Raw genomic sequence first — 24,167 nt, 5'->3', positions numbered from 1 at the left:
GTGGAGTACAGGCACACGGGCAGGCAGGCGCGCGGCGATGGCGGCATCGGCCTGTGCGTACGCAGGGTCGGTGGCCCGGGTCAGGTCGTGCACGAACAGCACCGCGTCGGCGCGCTCGATCCGATTCCACGCGCGCGCGATGCCGATACGCTCCACGTCGTCCACCGCGTCGCCCTCGCGCAGGCCGGCAGTGTCGATCACGTGCAGCGGCACGCCCTCGATCTGGATCGCTTGTTGCAAGACGTCACGCGTGGTGCCGGCGATAGGGGTGACGATGGCCACCTCGGCTTGCGCCAGCGCGTTGAGCAGTGAGCTTTTGCCCGCGTTGGGCTGGCCCGCGATGACCACGTGCAGCCCCTCGCGCAGCAGCGCGCCTTGCCGGGTGTGGGACAGCACGTCAGCCAGGCGTGCCTGCAGGCGTGCCAGTTGGCCTGCAACGTCGGCTTGCCGGATGAAATCGATCTCTTCTTCCGGGAAGTCGAGTGTCGCTTCCACCCCCATGCGCAGGTGCACCAGGTCGTCGCGCAGTGCGTGCACCGCCCGCGAAAACGCTCCGTCCAGCGAGCGTGCGGCGCTGCGGGCCGCTGCCTCCGTGCTGGCGTCGATCAGGTCGGCCACCGCCTCGGCCTGGGCCAGGTCGAGCTTGCCATTGAGGAAGGCGCGCTCCGTAAATTCACCCGGTTGCGCCACGCGCAGGCCCGGCAAGCGAGCGGCACCATGCGCGGGGTCGGCTTCGGCGGCGGCTTGCAAGCAGCGCTGTAGAAGCAGCTGCAGCAGCACGGGGCCACCGTGGGCCTGCAGCTCCAACACATCCTCGCCGGTGTAGGAGTGGGGAGCCGGAAACCACAGCGCGATGCCGTGGTCCAGCGCTTGGCCGTCGGCATCCAAAAACGGCCCGTAATGGGCATGGCGCGGCTTCAAGGGGCGGCCACACAGGGGCTGGTGCAGCGCCTGCAAGCCGCGCCCGGACAGCCGCACGATACCCACCGCACCCCGCCCCGGTGCGGTGGCGACGGCGACGATGGGCTCGTGGTGCCGCGGCAGCATGGGGAGCGCGCCGCCCGGTTTATTGGGCCGACTTGAAGTTGGGCAGGTGCAGCCGCAGCGGCACGCCCATGCGGTGGTTGATGTACGCCTGTTGCGCGATGGTCAGCACGTTGTTGACGATCCAGTACAACACCAGACCGGCCGGGAAGAAGAAGAACATCACGCTGAATACCAACGGCATGAGCCACATCAGCTTGGCTTGCAGTGGATCTGGCGGCAGCGGGTTGAGCGCGGTTTGGATGACGGTGGTCAGCGTCATCACCAGCGGCAGCACGTAGTACGGGTCGGGCGAAGACAAGTCGACGATCCAGCCCACCCAGGGCGCGTTGCGCATCTCCACGCTGGCCAGCAGCACCCAGTACAGCGCGATGAAGACGGGGATCTGCACCAGGATGGGCAAGCAGCCGCCCAGCGGGTTGACCTTTTCCTCGCGGTACAGCCGCATCATCTCTTGCTGCATGAGCTGCGGGTTATCCTTGAGGCGCTCGCGCATCTCCATGATGCGCGGGTTGATGGCCTTCATCTTGGCCATGCTGCGGTAGGCGCTGGCGTTGAGCCAATAAAACGCCGCCTTGATCAGCACCACCAGCAGCACGATGGCCCAGACCCAGTTGCCGACCAGGCCGTGGATTTTTTCCAGCAGCCAGTACAGCGGTTTGGCCAGTATGGTCAGCCAGCCGTAGTCTTTCACCAGCTCCAGGCCAGGCGCGATGCGCTCGAGCACTTTTTCCTCTTGCGGACCGACGTAGAGTTGCGCCGGGAGGGTTTGCGCCGCGCCAGGGGGCACCGTCAGCGTGGGCCCAATCTGGCCCACGGCGTACAGGGCGTCGACTTTGCGCACGAAGTTTTCGCGCTCGGTGCCCGAAGGCAGCAGCCATGCGCTGAAAAAGTAGTGTTGCACCATGGCCACGTAACCGTCGCTGGCCTGGCGCTGGATGTCGATTTTGCCTTTGTCGATGTTGGCGAATTCGACCTTTTGGTACTTCGCGGCGTCGCTGTATACCGCGGGGCCGGTGAAGGTGGTGTAGAACGGCGTTTCGCTGTCCGCTTTGCGCCCGTCGCGCACCAGTTGTTGATAGACGCGCACGGCTGCCGGCGCCGTACCCACGTTGCGCACTTCGTGCTGCACGTCGATCAGGTAGCTGCCGCGCTGCAGCGTGTACGTCTTGGCCAGCACCACGCCCCCGTGAGGATCGGACTCGAAGCGCAGCACCAGCCGGTCCTGTCCGTCGGCCAGCGCCAGCGCGTCAGGCGACGGCTCGACCAGCCGCATCGGCGTCTTGTGCGTGGGCAGGCCCGCCTGCCCCACCAGTCCAGTCTGGGCCACGTAGGTGCGGCCACCCTCGGTCGTGAGCAGCGTCAGCGGGGTGAAGGATTTTTGCAGCGCGCGCCCCGTTTCGGTGGCGTGGCGCAGCAGCCGTGCGCCCACCAGCGAGGCGCCTTCGCTGTCGATGGTCAGCTCGAAGACGTCGGTGCGCACCGTGTGGCGCTCACGCGGGATGGGTGCCGGTGCGGCCACGGCCGCCGGACCATCGGTGGGGGCGGCGGTAGCGGTTGGGGTGGGTACCCCCGTGTCGGTGGGGGGCTGCGCAGGGCGTGCCGTGGCGGTCGGCTGGCTGCCGGGGAAGAACGTGGCGGGCTGCCCGTTGTAGATCTGCCAGCGGTCCCACAGCAGAATCATCGAGAAACCAAAAATCACCCACAGGATGGATCGCCGAATGTCGCTCATGAGGCAGGGGGGTGTCGAAGAAAACCGAACAAACGGGGGCGGGCATCCGGTACCGGATCGTGCCCACCCGCGCACCAGGGGTGACAGCGCAGCAAGCGGCGCGCCGCCAAATAGCTGCCGGCTGCAGCACCGTGGCGCTGCAGCGCCTCCAACGCATAGGCCGAGCAGCTGGGCGTGAAGCGGCAGCTCGAGCCCAGCCAGGGACTGAGCAACAGCCGATAGCCTAGCACGAGCCCGACGAGCACGCGCTGCGGCAGCGCCGCGCAGCCCTGCAGCACGCGCCGCCACGCAGCGGTTGGACGGGCAGACGTGGGCCGTGTCGTCATGAACGGGGTGCCGAGGCGTGGTTGCGCGCCGCGAGCCGCTGGCGCAGGCGTGGGCCGAGCAGTTGTCGCAGCTCCAGCCGCGCCGCACGGCGCAGCGCCGCCGACGTCGCGCTGGGGAAGTCGGTGGGGGCAAACGCGCGTTTGAGTCGCACCACCCAGGCCCCCGGCGGCAGCGGCAGTTCGCGCTCGGCGGCGACCACTTGACGCTTGAGGGCGTTGCGCGTGACCGCGCGCCGCGCCCAGCGCTTTGGGATGACGACGCCCAGCCATGCCGATTCGCCCGGGAAGAGCGGTCTTCCGTGCGCGTCCGCCAACCCGGCGGTGGGCACGCCGTGCAGCGCGAAGTGCGCGGACTGCACCACGGCTGGGGTGCCGAGCACGGCCTGAAACTGGGCGCGCCGCCGAATGCGCTGCGTCGGCAAGCCCCGTGGCGTCATCGGCACGGGTGATGCGGGCACCGGCGTGCCGATCGCGTCAGACGGCCAGGCGCTTGCGACCCTTGGCGCGGCGCGCGTTGATGACGGCACGGCCGCCACGGGTCTTCATGCGAACCAGAAAGCCATGGGTACGTGCGCGACGGATTTTGGAGGGTTGATAGGTGCGTTTCATGGTGACGGGCCCAAAAGTAGTCCGACAAGCCAACTGGCTCGACAAAACCCTAAATTATGGCAAAAACCGGCTGGATTGCCAATGGCCGCCAGGCGGATCGGCGATCGGGGGTGTGGGCTTGGCCGTGCACAGGCGGGCACCAGGCCCGGCGCTGGCGTGTGGATAACTGGCCGCGGACGGCTACAATGGGGGCTTTGTCTGGCACCCATGAGCTCACCGCGTTCCCTCACCGATGCGAACGCCGCCGCCCCGCGGGCGGCTGCCTGCGCCGCGCCCGACTTGTGGACGGCGTGCGTCGAGCGGCTCAGCCAGGAGCTGCCCGTGCAACAGGTCAACACCTGGATTCGACCCTTGGTCGCACGGGTGTCTGACGATGGCGCGCGCGTCACGCTGGCGGTGGCCAACCGCTTCAAGATGGATTGGGTGCGCGCCCAGTATGTGGGCAAGATCGGCGCTGCGCTGCAGGCGATCGCGGGGCATCCGGTCGCGGTCGAGCTGGTTTTGGCGCCGCGCGAGGGGCCGACGGTGGTGCGTGCGCCCGCAGTGCCCGCCCGCCACGGCGGGGCGGCCGCCGCCAGTGTCACCCGCACGGACGCGGCGCTGCCCGAGCTGCCGGCCGAGCCGGCTGCCGAACCTGCACCGCCTGATCCAGGGCACCGGCTCAACCCGGCGCTGACGTTTGCGACGCTGGTGGAGGGGTCGGCCAACCGCATGGCGCGCGCCGCGGCCATGCACGTGGCCGCCAGCCCGGGCCAGCTCTACAACCCGCTGTTCATCTACGGCGGTGTGGGCCTGGGCAAGACGCACTTGGTGCACGCCATCGGCAACCAGTTGCTGGCCGAGCGGCCCGAGGCCAAGGTGCTCTATATCCACGCCGAGCAGTTCGTCTCGGACGTGGTCAAGTCCTACCAGCGCAAGACGTTCGACGCCTTCAAGCAGCGCTACCACAGCCTGGACCTGCTGCTGATCGACGATGTGCAGTTCTTCGCCAACAAAGACCGTACACAGGAGGAGTTTTTCAACGCCTTCGAGGCGCTGCTGGCGAAGAAGAGCCACATCGTGATGACCAGCGACACCTACCCCAAAGGGTTGACGGACATCCACGAGCGACTGGTCTCTCGCTTCGACTCGGGGCTGACGGTGGCCATCGAGCCGCCGGAGCTGGAGATGCGCGTGGCGATCCTGATCAGCAAGGCGCAGGCCGAAGGCGTTGCACTGCCGGAGGACGTGGCGTTTTTCGTCGCCAAGAACGTGCGCTCCAATGTGCGCGAGCTCGAGGGTGCGCTGCGCAAGATCCTGGCCTATTCGCGCTTCAACCACAAGGAAATTTCGATTGCGCTGGCGCGCGAGGCGCTCAAGGATTTGCTGAGCATCCAAAACCGCCAGATCAGCGTCGAGAACATCCAAAAGACGGTGGCCGACTTCTACAAGATCAAGGTCGCCGACATGTACTCCAAAAAGCGTCCCGCCAACAGTGCGCGGCCGCGCCAGATCGCCATGTATCTGGCCAAGGAGCTCACACAAAAGAGCCTGCCCGAGATCGGCGAGCTCTTCGGTGGACGTGACCACACCACGGTGCTGCACGCGGTGCGCAAGATCGCCGCCGAGCGCCAGACCCAGCCCGAACTCAACCAGCAACTCCACGTGTTGGAGCAGACCCTGAAAGGCTGATACGCATGATCGTCTTGCAAGCGACCCAGGAACGGCTGCTCGCGGCCCTGCAGGCCGTGGCTGGCATCGTCGAGCGCCGTCACACCCTGCCCGTGCTCGCCAACGTGCTCATCCAGCGCGCGGGGGTGGCGACGCAGCTCACCACGTCGGATCTGGAGATCCAGATCCGCGTCACCGCCGAGCTGGGCGGCGATGACGCGCCATTTGCCACCACCGTGGGCGCGCGCAAGCTGATCGATATCTTGCGCACGTTGCCCGCCGACCAGAAGGTCACGCTGGAGTCGGCCAGTGGGCGCCTGTTGCTCAGGGCTGGCAAGAGCCGTTTTACCCTGCAGACGCTGCCGGCCGAGGACTTTCCGCTGGTACAGGAGTCACCCACCTATGGGCCGGCGTTCTCGGTGCCGCAAAAAGTGCTCAAGGCGCTGCTGGAGCAAGTGTCGTTTGCGATGGCGGTGCAAGACATCCGCTACTACCTCAACGGCATTTTGTTCGTCGCCGAGGGGCGGCAATTGACGCTGGTGGCTACCGACGGACACCGGCTGGCGCTGACCAGCGCCGAGTTGGACGTGGACGTGCCGACGCGGCAGGAGGTCATCCTGCCGCGCAAAACCGTGCTGGAGTTGCAGCGGCTGCTGTCGGACCAGGATGGCGCGATCGAGATGCGCTTTGCGGCCAACCAGGCGAAGTTTGCTTTTGGTGGACTGGAGTTCGTCACCAAACTGGTGGAGGGCAAGTTCCCCGACTACAACCGCGTCATCCCGCGCGCGCACCGCAACGTGGTCGTGCTGGGACGTGCGCCGCTGCTGGCCAGCCTGCAGCGCGCCGCCATCATGACCAGCGACAAGTTCAAGGGCGTGCGCCTGCACCTGGAGCCTGGGCTGCTGCAGGTGGCGGCCAACAACGCCGAGCAGGAAGAGGCGGTGGATGAACTCGACATCGAATACCACGGCGATGTGATCGACATCGGTTTCAACGTCACCTACCTGACCGAGGCGCTGGCACACATGAGCCAGGACCTGGTGCGCATCGAGTTGCAGGACGGCAACGCCTCGGCCCTCATCACCGTTCCCGGCGACGATCGCTTCAAATACGTCGTGATGCCGATGCGCCTGTGAAAGATTCCATGACCGAAACGCAAATCCCTGACGCTCCCGGCTCGGGCTACGGCGCCGAATCGATCCAGATCCTCGAAGGCCTGGAGGCGGTGCGCAAGCGCCCGGGCATGTATATCGGCGACACGTCCGACGGCACCGGCTTGCACCATCTGGTGTTCGAGGTGGTGGACAACTCCATCGACGAGGCGCTGGCCGGGCATTGCGACGATATCGTCGTGACCATCCACACCGACAACTCGATCAGCGTCGTGGACAACGGGCGCGGCATCCCCACCGGCATCAAGTGGGACGACAAGCATGAGCCCAAGCGCAGCGCGGCCGAGATCGCCCTGACCGAGCTGCACGCCGGCGGCAAGTTCAACCAGAACAGCTACAAGGTCTCCGGCGGTCTGCACGGGGTGGGGGTGAGCTGCGTCAACGCGCTGTCGCGCTGGCTGCGCTTGACCGTGCGCCGCGACGGCAAAGTGCACCTGCTGGAGTTTGCGCGCGGCGTGGTGCAAAACCGCCTGGTCGAGACCCAGGTTGGCCCCGACGGGCAGGCGGTCGAGGTCTCGCCGATGCGTGTCATCGGTGCCACCGACAAGCGCGGCACCGAGGTGCATTTTTTGCCCGACACCGAGATCTTTCGGGAAAACCACGACTTCCACTACGAAATCCTGTCCAAGCGGCTGCGCGAGCTGAGCTTTTTGAACAATGGCGTGCGCATCCGCTTGATCGACGAGCGCACGGGCAAGTCGGACGACTTTTCGGGCGCGGGCGGTGTGCGCGGCTTCGTCGAGTTCATCAACGCGGGCAAAAAGGTGCTGCACCCGACGGTGTTCCACGCCACGGGGTCGCGCCCGGCCGAGAGCTATGGCGGCATCCCGGGCACCGAAATCGGCGTCGAGGTGGCCATGCAGTGGAATGATGGCTACAGCGAGCAGGTGCTGTGCTTTACCAACAACATCCCGCAGCGTGACGGCGGCACGCACCTGACCGGGTTGCGTGCGGCGATGACGCGCGTGATTGGCAAGTACATCGAGCAAAACGAACTGGCCAAAAAGGCCAAGGTCGAGGTCACGGGCGACGACATGCGCGAGGGGCTGTGCTGCGTGCTGTCGGTCAAGGTGCCCGAGCCCAAGTTCAGCAGCCAGACCAAGGACAAGCTGGTGTCGTCCGAGGTGCGCGCGCCGGTGGAAGACATCGTGGCCAAAGCGCTGACGGAGTACTTGGAAGAACGCCCCAACGATGCCAAGATCATTTGCGGCAAGATCGTGGAAGCCGCGCGCGCGCGGGAGGCGGCGCGCAAGGCGCGCGAGATGACGCGCCGCAAGGGTGTGCTCGACGGCCTGGGACTGCCCGGCAAGCTGGCCGACTGCCAGGAGAAAGACCCCGCGCTATCCGAGATTTATATCGTCGAGGGCGACTCGGCTGGCGGCAGCGCCAAGCAGGGGCGCGATCGCAAGTTTCAGGCCATCCTGCCGCTGCGCGGCAAGATCCTCAACGTCGAGAAAGCGCGCTACGAAAAGCTGCTCTCCAGCAACGAAATCCTCACCCTGATCACGGCGCTGGGCACCGGCATCGGTCGTGCCAGTGAGGACGACGGCGCCAAGGGCAAGAACGGCGCCGACGACTTCGACATCGGCAAGCTGCGCTACCACCGCATCATCATCATGACCGACGCGGACGTAGACGGCGCGCATATCCGTACCCTGCTGCTGACGTTTTTCTATCGCCAGATGCCCGAGTTGGTCGAGCGCGGCCACATCTACATCGCGCAGCCGCCGTTGTACAAGGTCAAGGCGGGCAAAGAGGAGCTGTACCTGAAGGACGACGCGGCGCTGGAGGCCTTCCTGCTGCGCATCGCCCTCAAGGACGCGCGGCTGCACACGGGCGGCCCCGACGGGGCCGTGCTCAGCGGCGATACGCTGGCGGAGCTTGCGCGCCTGCACCAGATGGCCGAGGGTGTGATCGCGCGCCTGTCGGCGTTCATGGACGCGCAGGCGCTGCGCGCCATCGCCGATGGCGTTGCCCTGAATCTGGACGACATGGAGGCCGCCGCGGCCAGTGCCGCGGCGCTGCAGGTGGCTTTGCGCGCGGGCGACGGCGCGGCCGTTCCTGCCGAGGTGAGCGCCGAGTTCGACGTGCGCGCCGACAAGCCGCTGCTGCGCATCAGCCGCCGCCACCATGGCAACGTGCGCGCCAGCGTCATCACGCAGGACTTCGTGCATGGGGCCGACTACGCTGTGTTGGCCGAGGCGGCGCGCACCTTCCAGGGCCTGCTGGGCGAGGGTGCCAAAGTGGTGCGCGGCGAAGGCGAGCGAACGCGTGAGATGCCGGTGGAGAGCTTTCGCGCCGCGATGCGCTGGCTGCTGGCCGAAGCCGAGCGCACCACCACCCGCCAGCGCTACAAGGGCTTGGGCGAGATGAACCCCGAGCAGCTGTGGGAGACGACCATGGACCCAGCGGTGCGCCGCCTGCTGCAGGTGCGCATCGAGGACGCGATCGAAGCCGACAAGGTGTTTTCGATGCTGATGGGCGACGAGGTCGAGCCGCGCCGCGCCTTCATCGAAGCCAATGCGCTGCGTGCGGTCAATATCGATGTGTAATGCGCTGAAAGGGGGCGAGCCGCTTCCCCATACGGGCACGCATCAGCCGCCGCAGCACCCGGTGCGCCCGCTTGCCTGTACCGGCGGGCAGGGCGAGGTTCCGTACGAGCAATAGACGCAGCAGTCGCCCGGGCGGGGTCTGGCACGCCGGCGCCATATTCAGATCGAGGGTTGAGCGGTGTGGCGTGTTTGCGCGCGCTTGTCCCCGGTGTGCAGTGCGGGGAGGTAGGCGCGGCAGAGCTGGATGAATGCCTCCATTTCTGGGTCCGCGATGCCTTCCTCGCGCAAGATGGCGGCGACGGCCGGTGCCATGGCGGCGGCCTGGGCAGCGTCCAGGAATAGGGCGCGCCAGCGGCGCGCGAGCACGTCTTCGACCGTTTGCGCGTACTCGTGCCGTACCGCGTGGCGCACCATGGCTTCGGTCAGTCCCAAGCCGAGCACCCGGTCGGCACCCGGGAGCTGCCGCACGCGCGCGGCCTCGGTGCCGTAGAGGTGCAAGCCCGGCGGTGCATGCAGCGGCACGGCAGCAACGTTGGGGTCGGGGGCGCCGCACAGACGGTGATCTGCGGTGAGGCCGCCGGGGCGCAGGGGCAGCAGCCCGTGTTCAAAGCAGTGCGCCAGCACATCCTGCGCCATGACCCGGTAGGTGGTCCATTTGCCGCCGGTCACGCTCACCAGGCCGTTGGGGTCGGTGACGATGGTGTGCTCACGTGAGAGGGTTTTGGTGTCACGTGGCCCGCTCGACGGCGGCGCGACGAGTGGACGCAGCCCCACCCACACACTGCGGATATCCGCCGGTCCAACCGGGCGCCCCAATACCCGGCTGGCCTCGTTCAAGATGAACGCCAACTCGTGATCGAACGCCTCGGGCTCGCGCGGCAGATCCTCGCGAGGCGTGTCGGTGGTGCCCAGAATGAGCTTGCCCAGCCACGGTACCGCAAACAGCACGCGCCCATCGCGCGTGCGTGGGATCAGCAGCGCTTGTTCGCCCGGCAGGTGCGCGCGATCGACCACCACGTGCACACCTTGGCTCGGGGTCACCATGCGCTCCACGCGCGCGCCTTCGGCCGCGCTGGCGCGCACTTGATCAACCCACACCCCGGTGGCGTTGACAACGCAGCGTGCGTAGACCTGGTGGGGTGTGCCGCTGCGGGCGTCGAGTAGCGTCACCTCGAAGGGTGCCGTTTCGCGGCCTGCGTCGCGCCGAATCTGTACCGCGGGGGTGTAATTGACCACCACGGCGCCGACCGCTTCGGCACTGCGCGCCAGCGCCAGCGCAAGCCGGGCGTCGTCGAACTGCGCGTCCCAGTACCGCACGCCTCCCGCCAGGCCGCTGGCGCGAATGCCCGGCAGCGCGGCCAGGGTCTCGTCGCGCGAGAGCCACTCGGTGCGCCCGAGGCTGGCGCGACCCGCCAGCCGGTCATAGATTTTGAGCCCCATGCCGTAGAACGGCACCTCCCACCATCGGTAAGCGGGCATGACGAACGACAGCGCGTGTGCCAGGTGCGGGGCGTTGCGCAACACGGTGGCGCGCTCGGTCAACGCCTCGCGCACCAGGCGAAGGTCGCCCTGTGCCAAGTAGCGCACCCCTCCGTGCAGCAGCTTGGTCGAGCGCGACGAGGTGCCGCTGGCAAAGTCGTGCGACTCCAACAGCGCCACGCGAAAGCCGCGCAACGCTGCATCGAGCGCGACGCCGAGGCCCGTGGCCCCGCCGCCGATGACCACGAGGTCGTAGGGGGACCCTTGGAGCAGCGTTTGGAGTCGTTGTGTGCGGGTCATGGTGAGGGGTCGTTAGGGCTGGAATTGCGTGTTCCTGATATTTTATCGTTCGAAACTGTTCGTTTGTGTACCGATATCATCGATCAGGTTGGCGCTGATGCGTGTCGGGCGTTACGATGACGCCGACCGAGCGTGTGACCCATGGCTGCCGCCGTTGGGCACCATCGCGGAGCGAGGGACGTTTCGATGAGCTACCTGCTGGCCCTGGACCAGGGCACTTCCAGTTCGCGCAGCATCGTGTTCGACCCGGCGGGCCGGGTGGTGGCGATGGCCCAGCGTGAGTTTCGCCAGATCTACCCGCAGCCCGGGTGGGTGGAGCACGACCCGCGCGACCTGTGGACGACGCAGCTGGAGACGGCGCGCGAGGCCCTGGCGCGCGCGGGGTTGACGGCTGGCGACATCCGCGCGGTGGGCATCACCAACCAGCGCGAGACGACGGTGGTGTGGAACCGCCGCACGGGCGAGCCGGTGACCAACGCCATCGTCTGGCAGGATCGCCGCTCCGAGCCGCTGTGCGCCGCGCTGCGCGAACGTGGGCTGGCCGACACCATCCTGCACAAGACGGGCCTGCGCATCGATGCGTATTTCTCGGCGACCAAGCTGCAGTGGATCCTGACGCACGTGCCGGGTGCGCGCGCGCAGGCCGAAGCCGGAGAGCTGGCTTTTGGCACCGTCGATACCTGGCTGATCTGGCAGCTCACCGGTGGCGCGGCGCATGTGACCGATGTCAGCAATGCCTCGCGCACGATGCTGTTCAACGTGCACACGCAACGCTGGGACGATGAGCTGCTGGCAGCGCTGGACATTCCTGTGGCGATGCTGCCGCGCGTGTTGCCGTCGAGCGCGGAGTTTGGCGAGGTGCACCCGCAGTGGCTGGGCGGTCCGGTGCGCATCGGCGGGGTCGCTGGCGACCAGCAAAGCGCCTTGTTTGGGCAGGCCTGCTTCGGGCCGGGTATGGCCAAGAACACCTACGGCACCGGCTGTTTCATGCTGATGCACAATGGCACGCGCTTTCATGCGAGCCGCCACGGCCTCATTACGACGGCAGCGGCGCAGTTGGCCGGGCCAGCACAGTACGCGCTGGAGGGCAGCGTCTTCATTGGCGGCGCGGTGGTGCAGTGGCTGCGCGATGGCCTGCACGCCATCCGCGCCAGCCGCGAGGTGCAGGCGCTGGCCGAGAGCGTGCCCGATGCCGGTGGCGTGGTGCTGGTGCCGGCGTTCACGGGCCTGGGCGCGCCGTACTGGGATCCGGACTGCCGCGGCATCATCACCGGGCTGACGCGCGGCACCACCATGGCGCACATCGCGCGCGCGGCGCTGGAGAGCATTGCTTTTCAAAGTGCGGCGCTGCTGCAGGCAATGAGTCAGGATGCGATCGACAGCGGTGGCCGGCCCTTGGCGGAGCTGCGTGTCGACGGCGGGGCTGCGGCCAATGATCTGCTGATGCAGTTTCAGGCCGATTTGTTGGGCATTCCGGTGGTGCGGCCCGCCGTGATCGAGACCACGGCGCTGGGCGCGGCCTATCTGGCCGGGTTGCAGGCCGGGGTGTATACGGGGCTGGACGATCTGACCGCCCTGTGGCGGGCGGAGCGGGTGTTCGAGCCCATGATGGATCGCGGGCAGGCCGCCGCGCGCATGGCCGAGTGGGAACATGCGGTGCGGCAGGCGCGCACGCGTTGAAAACGCCGGCTGCAGGTGCGCCCGTTCGGGCTGTGTCCAGAGCGATGGCAACTTTTTCTATACAATATTTCGATAAATAATGTATCATTGAAATATGTTGACGGAAACTCAAGTGCTGCAGGCGTTGATGGCTTTGGCCCAGCCGGTCCGCTTGCGCCTCTTTCGCGCACTGGTGGTCGCTGGTCCCGAGGGGGTGACACCCGGAACCCTGGCGCAAGCGCTGGAGGTCTCGCCGAGTGCCCTGTCATTTCACCTCAAGGAGCTGTTGCATGCTGGTTTGGTGACGCAGGAGCGCCGCGGGCGCCACCTGATTTACCGGGCGGCATTCGACACCATGCGAGATGTGCTCGCCTATCTCACAGAGAACTGCTGTGCGGGCGGCGTCTGTCCAGCGGTGCCCGTCTCGGCGCTGTGCGGTGACTGATCTTCCTTCCTCGACCCCCGTTTGATCGGAGAAACACATGAAACGGTTCCACGTTCACCTGCACGTCAAGGATCTCGACGAGAGCATTGCCTTTTACTCGAAACTGTTTGATGCTCAGCCGGCACGGGTCGAGCGCGATTATGCCAAGTGGGTGATCGAAGACCCGCGGCTGAATTTCGCCATTTCCACCCGAGGGGCGTCACCTGGGGTCGATCATCTGGGCCTGCAGGTCGACGACGCGTCGGAATTGGATGCCCTGAAAGCCCGTGCACGTGCGGCCGAAATGGCCTTGCTAGATGAGGGAGAGACCACTTGTTGCTACGCGCGCAGTCAAAAGCACTGGGTGACCGATCCGCAGGGTGTGGCGTGGGAGCATTTCCACACCCTGGAGAATATTCCAGTGTTTCGCGAAGCGGCGTGCGAGCCTGCGGCGGCGTGCTGTGCGACCCCGCCCGTGGGCCATGCCCCGTCGACCAGCTGTTGTGTTGACAGGGGGGAGTGATGAATCATTGCGCCAACGTACTCTTTTTGTGTACCCACAACTCGGCGCGCAGTATCCTGGCCGAGGCGCTGCTCAACCATCTCGCCGATGGCCGCGTGCGCGCCTACTCCGCGGGCAGCAGCCCGCGTCCCGGGCAGCAGCCCCACCCGCTGGCGCTGCAGGTGCTGGCCGAGCGCGGCGTGCCCACCGACGGCCTGTCGAGCAAGCGCTGGGATGCGTTCGCGGCCCCCGGTGCGCCGGTGATGGACCTCATCATCACCGTGTGCGACAGTGCCGCGGGCGAGGTCTGCCCGGTATGGCCCGGGCACCCGGCGCGCGTGCACTGGGGCTACCCTGATCCGTCGGCGGGTGATGCGCCGGATGCCGTCAAGCTGCAGGCGTTTCGCGCGGTGCGCGACCGCCTGTCGCAGCGGCTGCAGCGGCTGTTGCAGGGTTGGCCGTGGGGGCAGGGAGCTGAGGCCTTGCAACGCTGGGCGCAGCAGGTGGCCGACGACGAGGCCTCGCACGCCACCGACAGGAGCCAGCCATGAGCGCCCAGTGCGAGGTGACGGCCAAGCGTGCCGCTGGCGCGCCGATGAGCGTGTTCGAGCGCTATCTCACGGTCTGGGTGGCGCTGTGCATCGTGGTGGGCATTGCGTTGGGGCAATGGTTGCCGGGCGTGTTTCAGGCCGTCGCGCGGCTGGAGGTGGCGCAGGTCAATCTGCCGGTGGGCGTCCTCATCTGGGTGATGATCATTCCCATGCTGCTCAAGGTCGATTTCGGCGCGCTGGCCCAGGTGCGCCAGCACGCGCGCGGCATTGGCGTGACGCTGTTCGTCAACTGGATGGTCAAGCCGTTTTCGATGGCGCTGCTGGCGTGGCTGTTCGTGCGCGAGCTCTTTGCCCCCTGGCTGCCGGCGGATCAGATCGACGGCTACGTGGCGGGGTTGATTCTGCTGGCTGCCGCGCCCTGCACGGCCATGGTGTTCGTCTGGAGTCGCCTGAGCAACGGCGACCCGTTGTTCACCCTGACCCAGGTGGCGCTCAACGACGCCATCATGGTGGTCGCGTTTGCCCCCATCGTGGCGTTTCTGCTCGGCCTGTCGGCCATCACCGTGCCGTGGCAGACCCTGTTGGTGTCGGTGGGGCTGTATATCGTCATCCCCGTCATCGTGGCGCAGGTGTGGCGCCGGCGGTTGCTGGCGCGTGGACCCCAGGCGTTGGAGCGCACGTTGCAGCGCATCGGCCCGTGGTCGATCGCGGCGCTGCTGCTGACGTTGGTGCTGCTGTTTGCCTTTCAGGGCGAACAGATCCTGCGCCAGCCATTAGTCATCGCGTTGCTGGCCGTTCCGATCCTGATCCAGGTCGCGCTGAACGCTTCGCTGGCTTACTGGCTCAACCGGGTGGTGGGCGAGTCACACGCGGTGGCGTGTCCCTCGGCGCTGATCGGCGCGTCCAATTTCTTCGAGCTGGCGGTGGCCGCGGCCATCAGCTTGTTCGGCTTCGACTCCGGCGCGGCGCTGGCCACCGTGGTCGGTGTGCTGATCGAGGTGCCCGTCATGCTGGCGGTGGTGGCGTTGGTCAACCGCACCAAGGGTTGGTACGAGGCGGGCGCTCGCACGCACCGCGTCAATAAAAGCGCTTGAAGCCCGTGACCATGGCGCGCACCAGGGTTACACGTTGCCACCGTCCGATGATGACGGCGGCCAACGCGTGAACCGCCGCCAGCGCCAGCAGTGCATTTGCCAGCGCCTCGTGCAGCTCCTCTGCCCACTCTGCCGCGTCCTCGAAGGCGTTCACGGTCTGCAGCCAGCCCGTCAGCGCCAGCGCCAGCACGAGTGCCATGAGCGTCAGCATCATGAGTGCGCCTAGGGGGTTGTGCCCCACGGACTCCTCCGGGTGCCCGGTCAGCAGTCCTTGCGCGTGCGCGCGCAGGCGGCTAGGGGTGGGCCACCAGTCAGAAAACCGAGCATGGCGAGTGCCAATCAGACCCCACAGCAGCCGGAGGGCCACCAACAACGCCGCGGTGTAGCCGGTCCACTCGTGGGCGGTGTCGCCTTCCTCCCAAACGAACTGGTTGAGCACCACGGCGGTCACCAGTGACCAGTGAAAGAGGCGAACGAAGGGGTCCCAGACGTAGACGGTGGCAGGTCGTTGCATGATGAGCCCTCCGTGCCGGATCAATCTTTGCGCTTCACTTCATTGCCGGTGGCCGGGTCGAAATAGATTTCGACCTTTTTGCCGTTGGCATCCCGGCCATAGATTTCATAACACTGGCCAGAACTGACTTTGAACTTATTGATCTGATAGCCCTTTTTTTCAACCATGGCGCGAAAATCGCTTTCCTTCATCCATTGGTCCTTGGGGGCGCTGCACTTGGGGCCAGCGAAGGCGGTGCTGGCAAATCCCAGCAGGACGGTCGTCATGAGCATCGTGACGGTTCGCATGATCAAAGCTCCTTGATACAGGTTGGGTACGGAAGGTGAGCCATGGCCCACGCCGCGAAGTTTGCGCGTCACCACATGAACGTGGGCTGAAGTCGATGTCGATCCAAGATTCAGGTCTCGTTCAGGCGATACCGGTACCATCGACGCATGATTCGGTTCCACGACTACCGTGCGTTGCGTCTGTCTGCTTCGCGATGCAGGGCAGGGCTGCTGGCGGTCACCCTGGTCGGCTGCACCATGTCGGCGGTGCAGGCGAGCGATGGCCCGGACCACGAACGCGCCCGCCGCGCCATGTTGGCGGGGGAGATCCTGCCTTTGCATGTGATCTTGGTCCGGGTCCAGCCGCGACTGGACGGTGAGATCATCGAAATCGAGCTCGAGCGCGAAGATGGCCGCTGGGTCTACGAGTTCAAGGTGCTGCGGGTCGACGGGCGTTTGCACGAGTACCATGTCGATGCGCGCGACGGACAGCTGGTTCTACTCAAGGAAAAGGCTCAAAAGAGGCGGCGATGAGGGTCTTGTTGGTCGAGGACGATCCCGTGCTTGCCGATCGGCTGCGTCGTGCGCTCGAGCAAGCGCGCATGCGCGTCGATTGGGTGGCCGATGGCAAGACGGCGTGGTTTCAGGGTGGCGTCGAGCGTTATGACGTCATCGTGCTGGACTTGGGGTTGCCGCAGCTGGACGGGCTGACCGTGCTGCAGCGTTGGCGCCACGAAGGGGTGGGCGCGCCCGTGCTGATTTTGACCGCCCGTGACTCGTGGCATGACAAGGTGGCCGGTATCGATGCAGGGGCCGATGACTATTTGGTCAAGCCATTCCACACCGAGGAGTTGCTGGCCCGGCTGCGTGCCCTGATTCGCAGGTCCAATGGGGTGTCCAGCCCCATTTTGCGCTGCGGTCGGGTGACCCTCGACACGCGCCACCACCGGGCCTACATCGGCGATGACCCGTTGCCGCTGACGGTGCAGGAATGGCGGGTGCTGGAGCAACTGATGTTGCGTGCTTCTCAGGTCGTTTCGCGTGCCGTGTTGCTCGAGAGTTTGTACGGCGGGGATGAGGAGCCGGACTCCAACACGATTGAGGTATTCGTGGCGCGGCTGCGGCGTAAGCTGCCGCCGGGTGCCATCGAAACGGTGCGGGGCGTGGGGTACCGTTTGATCGACACCACTGCGACGGCGGTATCCGCGCCGCGCGCCGTCCGCGATTGACGGGGGCGGTGTGCTGCGGTCCTTGCGTTGGCGCCTGTGGCTGCTGTCGCTGCTGGTGTTGGGGCTGACGCTGGCGTCGGCGGGCTGGGTCGTGGTCCATCTGTTCGAGCGTCATGTGCGCGCACAGTTCGAGGCCAGGCTGCAGGATCACTGGATCGACGTCCTGGCTTCGTTACATCCCGACGAGGCCGGCTCGCCACAGTTGGATGGGAAATTGGCCGATCCGCGCTGGTCCCGTCAGTACGGCGGGTTGTATTTTCAGGTGCAGCGCGCCGGCGACGTGCAGCCGGAGCCGTGGTTGCGGTCGCGCTCGCTGTGGGACGAGCGGCTGTCGCTTCCCGTTGACGAGTTGGCCGATGGCACGGTGCACTGGCACGATCTGGTTGGCCCGGGAGGGCAGGCGTTGCGCGTCATGGAGCGCACCGTTCAATGGTCGGATACCGGGGGTCGCTGGCGGGTGGCCGTGGCCGCGGATCAGCGCGAGCTGCTGGACGCGATGGACGCGTTTCGCGAAAGCCTGGCGTTGGCGCTCGGCGTGGTCGGTGCGGTGTTGATGGCTGCGCTCGGGATACAGGTGAACATAGGCCTGAAACCCCTGCGTGCTTTGCAGGCCGCGCTGCAGCGGGTGCACCAGGGACAAGTCACACGCCTGGAGGGTTCCTTCCCGACCGAGGTGCTGCCCTTGGTGCAGGATTTCAACCGCACCCTTGCCTACGACGAACAGGTGGTGGAGCGAGCCCGGCGTTTGACCGGGAATCTGGCGCATGCCATCAAAACGCCGCTAGCGGCCATGGTGGCGTTGGCGGAAGATGCCACCTGGCCCGGCGAGGACGCGCGTCGCCAATGGCAAGAGCAGGTGCAGGCGGTGCGCGACCAGGTGGACTGGCACCTGCGCCGTGCCCGAGCAGCCGGGGCCGCCGGAGCTGCGCGGCGCACGGCGGTCGTGCCGGTGCTACAGGGGTTGTTGAGGGTGATGGATAAGGTTCATGCCCGCCGTGAGGGGGAGCCGCCGGTGCAATGGGAGCTGCGATGGCCGCAGCCGCCCGTCTACTTTGCGGGTGAGACCCAGGATCTGCAAGAAATGGCCGGCAACCTGATGGACAACGCGTGCAAGTGGGCCCGGCGAGCCGTGCGGATATCCGTACAGGGCGATGGTGGGCAAGTCGTGCTCGCGATCGAGGACGACGGGCCAGGCATCGCGCCTGAGCTGCGCGAGGCGGTGCTGGCCCGCGGGATACGGGCCGATGAGCGCGTACCCGGCAGCGGACTCGGCCTGGATATCGTGCGCGAGACGGCTGCGCTCTATGGCGGAGAGCTTCGTCTGCTGGAGTCAGAACTCGGCGGGTTGCGCGCCGAGTTGTGGCTGCCGCAGGGCTGAAGGGAACTTTTTGGCCCCTATGCCATTCACAACAGCGGTTGGTGGCAGAGTTGCACGTACCGCGAAGCCCGGTCGGTCTGGTGGTTGCCCAGACTGGCTGGACAGCCTGCCGAGGCGGTTCTCCTCCTCCCTCCTCCTCCTGTTGGCTCGGCGGGTGCTTCGCGGTACCTTTTTATTGACCTCAAGTCGGCGGTAGCGTGTCCGCAAAACTGGGCCGCTGTTGCAGCTTTTCGTGCAAGCGTGCCAAGTTGGGGTACGTGCTGCGCCAGTCGATGGCGGGGAAGCGAAAGTCCAGATACCCCAGTGCGACGCCGACGGCGATGTCGGCCAGACTCAAGTGGATGCCGTGGCAGTGGGGGCGGTCACCTAGCCCCAGGCTCATGGCTTTGAGTGCGCGCTGGATTTTCTCCAGCTGGCGGTCGATCCAGGCCTGACAGCGCTGGTGGTCGGCGCGTTGCGGCCAGACCTGCTCCATGCGCGCGGTGATGGCAGCGTCCAGCAACCCGTCAGCCAGGGCCTCCCAAGTCTTGACCTCGGCGCGCTCGCGCCCCGTGGCGGGGATGAGCTTGCCCACCGGCGACAGAGTATCCAGATACTCGACGATCACGCGCGAGTCGAACACCGCCTCGCCGCCTTCCATGACCAGGCACGGCACCTTGCCCAGGGGATTGGCGTCCGTGACCGTGGTGTCCGGGGCCCACGGGTCGGCCAGCTCGAACTGGCAGTCGAGCTTTTTCTCGGCCATGACGATGCGGACCTTGCGCACGTAGGGGCTGGTGAGGCTGCCGATGAGTTTGAGCTTCATGACGTCGTTGGGTTGACCCTGGGTGGGGAGCCGATTGTAGGGATTTGGCGACCGGGTTGCTGAGTGCGCTGCCAAGGGTGTGGCAGTGGGCGCGCCTACAATCGGGCCACTATGCAAGCCCACCCTGACGATTCACTTGCAGCGCACGCCGCGCTGACGGCGCTGTCGCCCCTGGATGGCCGCTACGCCCCCAAGCTGGCCAGCCTGCGCCCGATTTTCAGCGAATACGGCTTCATGCACCGGCGCGTGCAGGTGGAGCTGACGTGGTTCGAGTGCCTGAGCGACCTGGGGCTGCCGCAGTTTCTGCCATTGTCGCCTGCGGCGCGCGCGCACCTGCGCCGCGTGGTGCGCGACTTCTCTCCCGCCGACGCCGCCGCCATCAAGGTCATCGAAAAAACCACCAACCACGACGTCAAAGCGGTCGAGTACTGGATCCGCGGCCACGCCGAGTTGGGGGTGCCCGGGGTGTTTGCCGGCTGGCCCGAGCTGCAGCGGGTGGGCGAGTTCGTGCACTTTGCCTGCACCAGCGAGGACATCAACAACACCAGCCATGCGCTGCAATTGCAAGCCGGCCGCGCCGTGCTGCTGCAGGGGCTGGACGCGATCATCGACCGCCTGCGCGAGTTTGCCCACGCTTGGGCCGAGCAGCCGATGCTGAGCCGCACGCACGGCCAGACCGCCAGCCCCACCACGGTGGGCAAAGAGCTGGCCAACGTGGTGGTGCGCCTGCAAGCTGCGCGCGAGCGCATCGCCCAGGTGCGCTTGCTGGCCAAGATGAACGGGGCCGTGGGTAACTACAACGCGCACGTGGCTGCCTGCCCCGAGGTGGATTGGGAGGCGTTTGCGCGCCGCGTCGTCGAGACACCGGCGCCGGGCCCCGATACCCCGCCCGAGGCGCCGATCGGGCTGGGGTTGGCCTTTCAGCCCTACAGCATCCAGATCGAGCCGCACGACTACATGGCCGAGCTGTTCGACGCGGTGGCACGCAGTAACACCATCCTCATCGATTTGGCGCGCGACATTTGGGGCTACATCAGCCTGGGCTACTTCCGGCAAAAGCTCAAGGCGGGTGAGATCGGCTCGAGCACCATGCCGCACAAGGTCAACCCGATCGACTTCGAAAATGCCGAGGGCAACCTGGGGCTGGCCAACGCGCTGTTGCGCCATCTGTCCGACAAGCTGCCCATCAGCCGCTGGCAGCGCGACCTGACCGACTCCACCGTGCTGCGCAACATGGGCGTGGCGCTAGGGTATGCGGTGTTGGCGCACCAGTCGCTGCTGACGGGGCTAGGCAAGCTCGAGCTCGATGCGCCGACGCTGGCTGCCGACTTGAATGACGCCTGGGAGGTGCTGGCCGAGCCGATCCAGACCGTCATGCGGCTGCACGGCGTGCCCGGCGCTTACGAAAAGCTCAAGGCCGCCACGCGCGGGCAGCGCGTGACGGCCGAGGCGTTGCATGCGCTGATTGCGACGCTGGAGATCCCCGACGCGGACAAGCAGCGCTTGCTAGCCCTGACCCCTGCCGATTACACGGGGCTGGCGTCGCGGCTCGCGCGCCGCGTCTGAGCGGCGTTTTCCACCGCGCGCTCGGCATAGACGTTGAAGCGCCAGGCGCTATCCTCCAAGGTGATGCGGCGCCAGACGGCGCGCTTTTCGCCTGGTGTCATCTCGGGCCAGCGCGTCACCTCGTCGTGGGTGCGGCCACAGCCTTTGCACACCGCGTCGCCTTGGTTGGTGGAGCAAATGGCGATGCAGGGAGTGTCGGGCGTGGTGTCGTACCAGGCGCGCCAGGCCTCGTAGGCCGCGCGCGGCATGGTGTGTTCGTCGGCCTCGTCCTCGTGGAAATACACCATCAGCGCGTAGACCTCGGCCAGCGCGCGTAGCGGCGGCGCGAGCGTGATGCCGTCGGGGGAGGGGAGGCGTGCGCGCCAGTGGTTGATCGCCGCCTCGATGTCGGTGATGTGAATGCCTGCCATGCGACTCGTGCGGAGGGGAAGAGGGGCGTGATCTTAGCGGCTCGGTCGGGTCAGCGGCGTTGGGTGGCTTCGGCCAACTGCTCACGCAGCAAGGTTTCGGCATGCCGGGCGCGGCTGTCCAGCACCGACAGCTCCAGCAGGTCGGTTGCGCCCTGTTCGCGCGCCAGCCGCTGCGCAGCGCGGAAACGGTCCAGCGCGCCGGCAGGGTCGAGCAATGCCAGGCGCGCCTCGCCCTCGGCGCGGGTGGCGCGCACCGGCTGCGCCTGCGCGTGCAGGACGGCCGCCCAGGCGCTCCATGCGCCGGCGTCGTGCGGGTGCTGCACACACCACGCCTGCAACCGTCGGTCGATCGCTTGGCGCAAGTCAGCCGGGACGCGTGGCGCGGCCTGCGCGGCCAGCAGCAGGCCAGCCCGTTGCCCCATTTCCAACGCCCAGGCGACCCGCTCGGGCAGCGCCCGGCGCTGGGCGTCGGGCAGTTGGGGATCGTCGTGCAGCATCAGCAGCACCTCCAACTCCAAGAGGGAGGCGCTGCGCTTGGCGTCGGCTTCTCGGGCGGCTGCTGCGCGCAGGGCAGGCAGCGCTTGCACGGTGCCGACGCTGTCGCGTCGCCAGGCGCGGGCCAGCACCGCGGCGTACAGCCGGTCTGGCTCGCGGATATCGGCGGGCAGCGTGGCATGCGCCTGCAGCCGGTCCGGTGTTGGGTCGGCCAGCACGCGGGCACGCGCGGCCATGAAGGCGTGCGCGGTGGCGGAGATGCCACTCGCGCCGTCGGGCCGCGCGCCCGGCGGGGCCTGCAGGGGCAGGCGCGCGCGCAGATCGGCGATGCGCTCGGTGGTCAGGGGGTGGCTGCGCAGGTACGGAAAACTGCCGTCGTCGTTGAGGCGCGCGGCCTGCTGCAGCCGGTCGAACATGCCGAGGAAGCCCTGACCATCGAAGCCCGCGGCTTGCAGCACGGCGAGTCCGATGCGGTCGGCTTCGCGCTCCATGTCGCGCGAGAAGTTGAGCTGGCTCTGCGCGGCCACTGCTTGTCCGCCGGCGATGGCGGCCCCCGCGATGTCCGCATTGCGCGCGGCACTGGCGGCCAGCGCCCCCAAAATCATGGCGGCCAGCACCAGGGGGGCCTGCTGGCTTTGCCGCGTCAGCAGCCGCGCGATGTGGCGCTGCGAGACGTGGCTGAGCTCGTGCGCGAGCACCGAGGCCAGCTCGTCCGCGCTGCCCGTTACGCCGATGAGGCCGAGGTGGATGCCCAGGTAGCCTCCGGGCAGCGCAAACGCGTTGACCGTGCGGTCGCGCGCCAGCAGCAGCCGCCAGGCGTAGCGCTCGGCCAGCTCGTCCGGCAGCTCGCCGCGCTGGCGGGCCGCGGTAAAAAGGGGTTGCCAAAGCCGCTGCAAATGGTCGTGCAGCGGCGCGTCGTCCAGGTAGGCCGGGTCGCGGTAGATCGCGCGCGCAATCTGGTCGCCCAGGCGACGCTCTTCGGACAGGGTCATGTCGCCGCCGTCGCCCAGCGCGGGCAGGGGCGACTGCGCGTGTGCGACGCCAGGGGCCGCCGAGCCACCTGCGGCCGTCAGCCACGGCAGCAGCGCCGTCGCGCTGGCCCCGGCAAAGGCGCCGCGCAGCACGGCGGCGAGCCAGTCACGTCGGCGGCAGCACGCTGGGCGCAGCCGCGGGCCGGGCAGCGGTTCGGCGTCAGAGCCAGTGGGCAACATGGGGCGCATCCTCGTATGATGCCGCGTCTCGGTTTCGAATTCCCTGCTCGCCATGTCCCAAGCCCCGATTGCCGACTCGACGGTTGCACCGTCGCCGCTGACACACTTCGACCCCCAGGGTCAAGCGCACATGGTGGATGTGGGCGCCAAGGCCGCCACCCACCGCGTGGCGGTGGCCGAGGGGCGCATCCGCATGCTACCCAGCACGCTGGCGCTGATCGCGCAGGGTCACGCGAAGAAGGGCGACGTACTGGGCGTGGCGCGCATCGCGGGCATCATGGCCGCCAAGCGTACCAGCGACTTGATTCCCTTGTGCCACCCGATCGCACTGACGCGGGTGGCGCTCGAGTTTGGCCTCGAGCCCGAGGGGCCCGCCGTGCGCGTGCAGGCCACGGCCGAGACCGTGGGCCAGACGGGGGTGGAGATGGAGGCGCTGACCGCGGTGCAAGTGGCCCTGCTGACGATCTACGACATGTGCAAGGCCGCCGACCGCGGCATGTCGATCACTGACGTGCGCCTGCTCGAAAAGCGCGGGGGCAAGTCGGGACACTTCGTCTCCGATGCCCCTGCGCCGACCGCTCAGGCGTAGGTGTAGACCCCGCGGCCGGTCTTGCGACCCAGGTAGCCGGCGGCTACCATTTCCTTGAGCAGCGGGCAGGGCCGGTATTTGCTGTCGTTGAACTCGGCGAAGTACACGTTCATCACCGCCAGACAGACATCTAGCCCGATCATGTCGGCCAGCGCCAGCGGGCCAATGGGGTGGTTGCAGCCCAGCTTCATGCCGGCGTCGATGTCCTCGGGGCTGGCCAGGCCCTCGGCCAGCACGAAGAAGGCCTCGTTGATCATCGGCACCAGGATGCGGTTGACCACGAAGCCGGGCGAGTTCTTGACCGTGATGGGCGTCTTGCCCAGGCGCAGCGCCAGTTCGCGTACCGCATCGTGCGTGGCGTCGCTGGTTTGCAGGCCACGGATGATCTCCACCAGCGCCATCACCGGCACCGGGTTGAAAAAGTGCATGCCGATGAAGCGCTCGGCACGGCCGGTGACAGCGGCCAGCTGCGTGATGCTGATCGAGCTCGTGTTGGTGGCCACGATCACCTCTGGCGCGAGCAGCTGGTCGAGCTGGCGCAGGATCTTGATCTTGAGTTCGAGGTTTTCGGTAGCGGCTTCCACGACGAGCTGCGCGCCCTGCAGGTCTT

The 24,167-nt window shown here is 67.1% G+C and carries 25 protein-coding genes and 1 pseudogene; 13 read left to right on the top strand and 13 right to left on the bottom strand.

The features are described from left to right. The 5 genes from mnmE to rpmH all read right to left on the bottom strand — a co-directional run. A partial coding sequence (gene mnmE / locus Q0716_RS02145) for a tRNA uridine-5-carboxymethylaminomethyl(34) synthesis GTPase MnmE (RefSeq protein WP_299019142.1) occupies positions 1 to 1,047 on the bottom strand: 1,047 nt, incomplete at its 3' end. Between the two features lie 19 nt (positions 1,048 to 1,066). Beyond that, complete coding sequence (gene yidC / locus Q0716_RS02140) at positions 1,067 to 2,776, bottom strand: membrane protein insertase YidC (RefSeq protein WP_299019139.1); 1,710 nt, start codon at positions 2,774 to 2,776, stop codon at positions 1,067 to 1,069. Further along, the gene (gene yidD / locus Q0716_RS02135; protein ID WP_299019149.1) at positions 2,773 to 3,033 is read right to left on the bottom strand and encodes a membrane protein insertion efficiency factor YidD; all 261 of its coding nucleotides are present in this window, start codon (positions 3,031 to 3,033) and stop codon (positions 2,773 to 2,775) included. Before yidD ends, yidC begins: the two co-directional genes overlap by 4 nt. 65 nt (positions 3,034 to 3,098) lie before the next feature. Then, positions 3,099 to 3,560 (bottom strand): ribonuclease P protein component, encoded by a 462-nt coding sequence (locus Q0716_RS02130; protein ID WP_299019137.1) that lies wholly within the window; start codon positions 3,558 to 3,560, stop codon positions 3,099 to 3,101. Positions 3,561 to 3,576: 16 nt separating this feature from the next. Further along, positions 3,577 to 3,711, bottom strand: a complete 135-nt coding sequence (gene rpmH / locus Q0716_RS02125; RefSeq protein ID WP_006299042.1) for a 50S ribosomal protein L34 — start codon at positions 3,709 to 3,711, stop codon at positions 3,577 to 3,579. Positions 3,712 to 3,918: 207 nt separating this feature from the next. Here rpmH and dnaA point away from each other — a divergent pair, with 207 nt between their 5' ends. From dnaA to gyrB, 3 genes are read left to right on the top strand one after another with little or no spacing between them, the layout of a single operon-like run. Next, positions 3,919 to 5,382, top strand: coding sequence for a chromosomal replication initiator protein DnaA (gene dnaA / locus Q0716_RS02120; protein ID WP_299019134.1), 1,464 nt, complete (start codon positions 3,919 to 3,921; stop codon positions 5,380 to 5,382). A gap of 5 nt (positions 5,383 to 5,387) precedes the next feature. Further along, positions 5,388 to 6,497 carry a DNA polymerase III subunit beta gene (gene dnaN, locus Q0716_RS02115; RefSeq protein ID WP_299019132.1) on the top strand — a complete coding sequence of 370 codons (1,110 nt, stop codon included), beginning with the start codon at positions 5,388 to 5,390 and terminating at the stop codon, positions 6,495 to 6,497. An 8-nt stretch (positions 6,498 to 6,505) separates the two neighbouring features. Beyond that, positions 6,506 to 9,085, top strand: coding sequence for a DNA topoisomerase (ATP-hydrolyzing) subunit B (gene gyrB / locus Q0716_RS02110; protein ID WP_299019130.1), 2,580 nt, complete (start codon positions 6,506 to 6,508; stop codon positions 9,083 to 9,085). 42 nt (positions 9,086 to 9,127) lie between these two features. Here gyrB and Q0716_RS02105 read toward each other — a convergent pair. Together Q0716_RS02105 and Q0716_RS02100 are read right to left on the bottom strand one after the other, a co-directional pair. After that, a pseudogene (locus Q0716_RS02105) lies at positions 9,128 to 9,226 on the bottom strand (GDCCVxC domain-containing (seleno)protein); the annotation flags it as partial. 18 nt (positions 9,227 to 9,244) lie between these two features. Further along, entirely contained in the window at positions 9,245 to 10,864 is a 1,620-nt protein-coding gene (locus tag Q0716_RS02100; RefSeq protein WP_299019128.1) for a glycerol-3-phosphate dehydrogenase/oxidase, read from the bottom strand. A gap of 186 nt (positions 10,865 to 11,050) precedes the next feature. Here Q0716_RS02100 and glpK point away from each other — a divergent pair, with 186 nt between their 5' ends. From glpK to arsB, 5 genes are all read left to right on the top strand, one after another. Next, positions 11,051 to 12,544 carry a glycerol kinase GlpK gene (gene glpK, locus Q0716_RS02095; RefSeq protein ID WP_299019126.1) on the top strand — a complete coding sequence of 498 codons (1,494 nt, stop codon included), beginning with the start codon at positions 11,051 to 11,053 and terminating at the stop codon, positions 12,542 to 12,544. A 97-nt stretch (positions 12,545 to 12,641) separates the two neighbouring features. Continuing rightward, positions 12,642 to 12,968 (top strand): metalloregulator ArsR/SmtB family transcription factor, encoded by a 327-nt coding sequence (locus Q0716_RS02090; protein ID WP_299019144.1) that lies wholly within the window; start codon positions 12,642 to 12,644, stop codon positions 12,966 to 12,968. Positions 12,969 to 13,005: 37 nt separating this feature from the next. Next, on the top strand, positions 13,006 to 13,470 hold the full coding sequence (locus Q0716_RS02085; protein WP_299019124.1) for an ArsI/CadI family heavy metal resistance metalloenzyme: 465 nt from the start codon (positions 13,006 to 13,008) through the stop codon (positions 13,468 to 13,470). Next, positions 13,470 to 14,000: an arsenate reductase ArsC gene (locus tag Q0716_RS02080; RefSeq protein WP_299019122.1), complete on the top strand. Its 531-nt coding sequence runs from the start codon at positions 13,470 to 13,472 to the stop codon at positions 13,998 to 14,000. Before Q0716_RS02085 ends, Q0716_RS02080 begins: the two co-directional genes overlap by 1 nt. Beyond that, on the top strand, positions 13,997 to 15,094 hold the full coding sequence (gene arsB, locus Q0716_RS02075) for an ACR3 family arsenite efflux transporter (RefSeq protein WP_299019119.1): 1,098 nt from the start codon (positions 13,997 to 13,999) through the stop codon (positions 15,092 to 15,094). The genes Q0716_RS02080 and arsB overlap by 4 nt, the downstream gene beginning before the upstream one ends. Here arsB and Q0716_RS02070 read toward each other — a convergent pair. Both Q0716_RS02070 and Q0716_RS02065 read right to left on the bottom strand, forming a co-directional pair. Continuing rightward, a complete protein-coding gene (locus Q0716_RS02070) occupies positions 15,078 to 15,608 on the bottom strand; it encodes a cytochrome b/b6 domain-containing protein (RefSeq protein ID WP_299019117.1) in 531 nt (176 codons plus the stop codon). The genes arsB and Q0716_RS02070 overlap by 17 nt on opposite strands. A 20-nt stretch (positions 15,609 to 15,628) precedes the next feature. Next, positions 15,629 to 15,895 carry a PepSY domain-containing protein gene (locus tag Q0716_RS02065; protein ID WP_299019116.1) on the bottom strand — a complete coding sequence of 89 codons (267 nt, stop codon included), beginning with the start codon at positions 15,893 to 15,895 and terminating at the stop codon, positions 15,629 to 15,631. A 237-nt stretch (positions 15,896 to 16,132) separates the two neighbouring features. Between Q0716_RS02065 and Q0716_RS02060 the strand changes: the two genes are divergently transcribed. The 3 genes from Q0716_RS02060 to Q0716_RS02050 are packed head-to-tail and all read left to right on the top strand — an operon-like array spanning position 16,133 to position 18,481. Next, positions 16,133 to 16,408 carry a PepSY domain-containing protein gene (locus Q0716_RS02060; RefSeq protein ID WP_299019114.1) on the top strand — a complete coding sequence of 92 codons (276 nt, stop codon included), beginning with the start codon at positions 16,133 to 16,135 and terminating at the stop codon, positions 16,406 to 16,408. Next, positions 16,405 to 17,103 (top strand): response regulator transcription factor, encoded by a 699-nt coding sequence (locus Q0716_RS02055; protein ID WP_299019112.1) that lies wholly within the window; start codon positions 16,405 to 16,407, stop codon positions 17,101 to 17,103. The genes Q0716_RS02060 and Q0716_RS02055 overlap by 4 nt, the downstream gene beginning before the upstream one ends. 10 nt (positions 17,104 to 17,113) lie before the next feature. Further along, positions 17,114 to 18,481, top strand: a complete 1,368-nt coding sequence (locus tag Q0716_RS02050; RefSeq protein ID WP_299019110.1) for a sensor histidine kinase — start codon at positions 17,114 to 17,116, stop codon at positions 18,479 to 18,481. Positions 18,482 to 18,662: 181 nt separating this feature from the next. On the opposite strand, the gene Q0716_RS02045 is transcribed toward Q0716_RS02050, so the two are convergent. Then, complete coding sequence (locus Q0716_RS02045; RefSeq protein ID WP_299019108.1) at positions 18,663 to 19,286, bottom strand: glutathione S-transferase N-terminal domain-containing protein; 624 nt, start codon at positions 19,284 to 19,286, stop codon at positions 18,663 to 18,665. 111 nt (positions 19,287 to 19,397) lie between these two features. Here Q0716_RS02045 and purB point away from each other — a divergent pair, with 111 nt between their 5' ends. Then, positions 19,398 to 20,852 (top strand): adenylosuccinate lyase, encoded by a 1,455-nt coding sequence (gene purB / locus Q0716_RS02040; protein ID WP_299019106.1) that lies wholly within the window; start codon positions 19,398 to 19,400, stop codon positions 20,850 to 20,852. Here purB and Q0716_RS02035 read toward each other — a convergent pair. Continuing rightward, on the bottom strand, positions 20,813 to 21,262 hold the full coding sequence (locus tag Q0716_RS02035; protein ID WP_299019105.1) for a DUF3717 domain-containing protein: 450 nt from the start codon (positions 21,260 to 21,262) through the stop codon (positions 20,813 to 20,815). The two genes, purB and Q0716_RS02035, sit on opposite strands and share 40 nt — an antisense overlap. Before the next feature lie 50 nt (positions 21,263 to 21,312). Continuing rightward, on the bottom strand, positions 21,313 to 22,968 hold the full coding sequence (locus tag Q0716_RS02030) for a M48 family metalloprotease (protein WP_299019102.1): 1,656 nt from the start codon (positions 22,966 to 22,968) through the stop codon (positions 21,313 to 21,315). A 52-nt stretch (positions 22,969 to 23,020) separates the two neighbouring features. Between Q0716_RS02030 and moaC the strand changes: the two genes are divergently transcribed. Further along, positions 23,021 to 23,557, top strand: coding sequence for a cyclic pyranopterin monophosphate synthase MoaC (gene moaC, locus Q0716_RS02025; protein WP_299019100.1), 537 nt, complete (start codon positions 23,021 to 23,023; stop codon positions 23,555 to 23,557). On the opposite strand, the gene Q0716_RS02020 is transcribed toward moaC, so the two are convergent. Beyond that, positions 23,548 to 24,167 (bottom strand): 3-hydroxyacyl-CoA dehydrogenase NAD-binding domain-containing protein (locus Q0716_RS02020; protein ID WP_299019098.1); only part of this gene is annotated, 620 nt, incomplete at its 5' end. The two genes, moaC and Q0716_RS02020, sit on opposite strands and share 10 nt — an antisense overlap.

The sequence above is a fragment of the uncultured Tepidimonas sp. genome, assembly GCF_938045175.1.
GTDB lineage: Bacteria > Pseudomonadota > Gammaproteobacteria > Burkholderiales > Burkholderiaceae_C > Tepidimonas.
The sequence above is the reverse complement of the archived record's forward strand: the minus strand, read 5'-3'. Positions and strand labels throughout refer to the sequence as shown.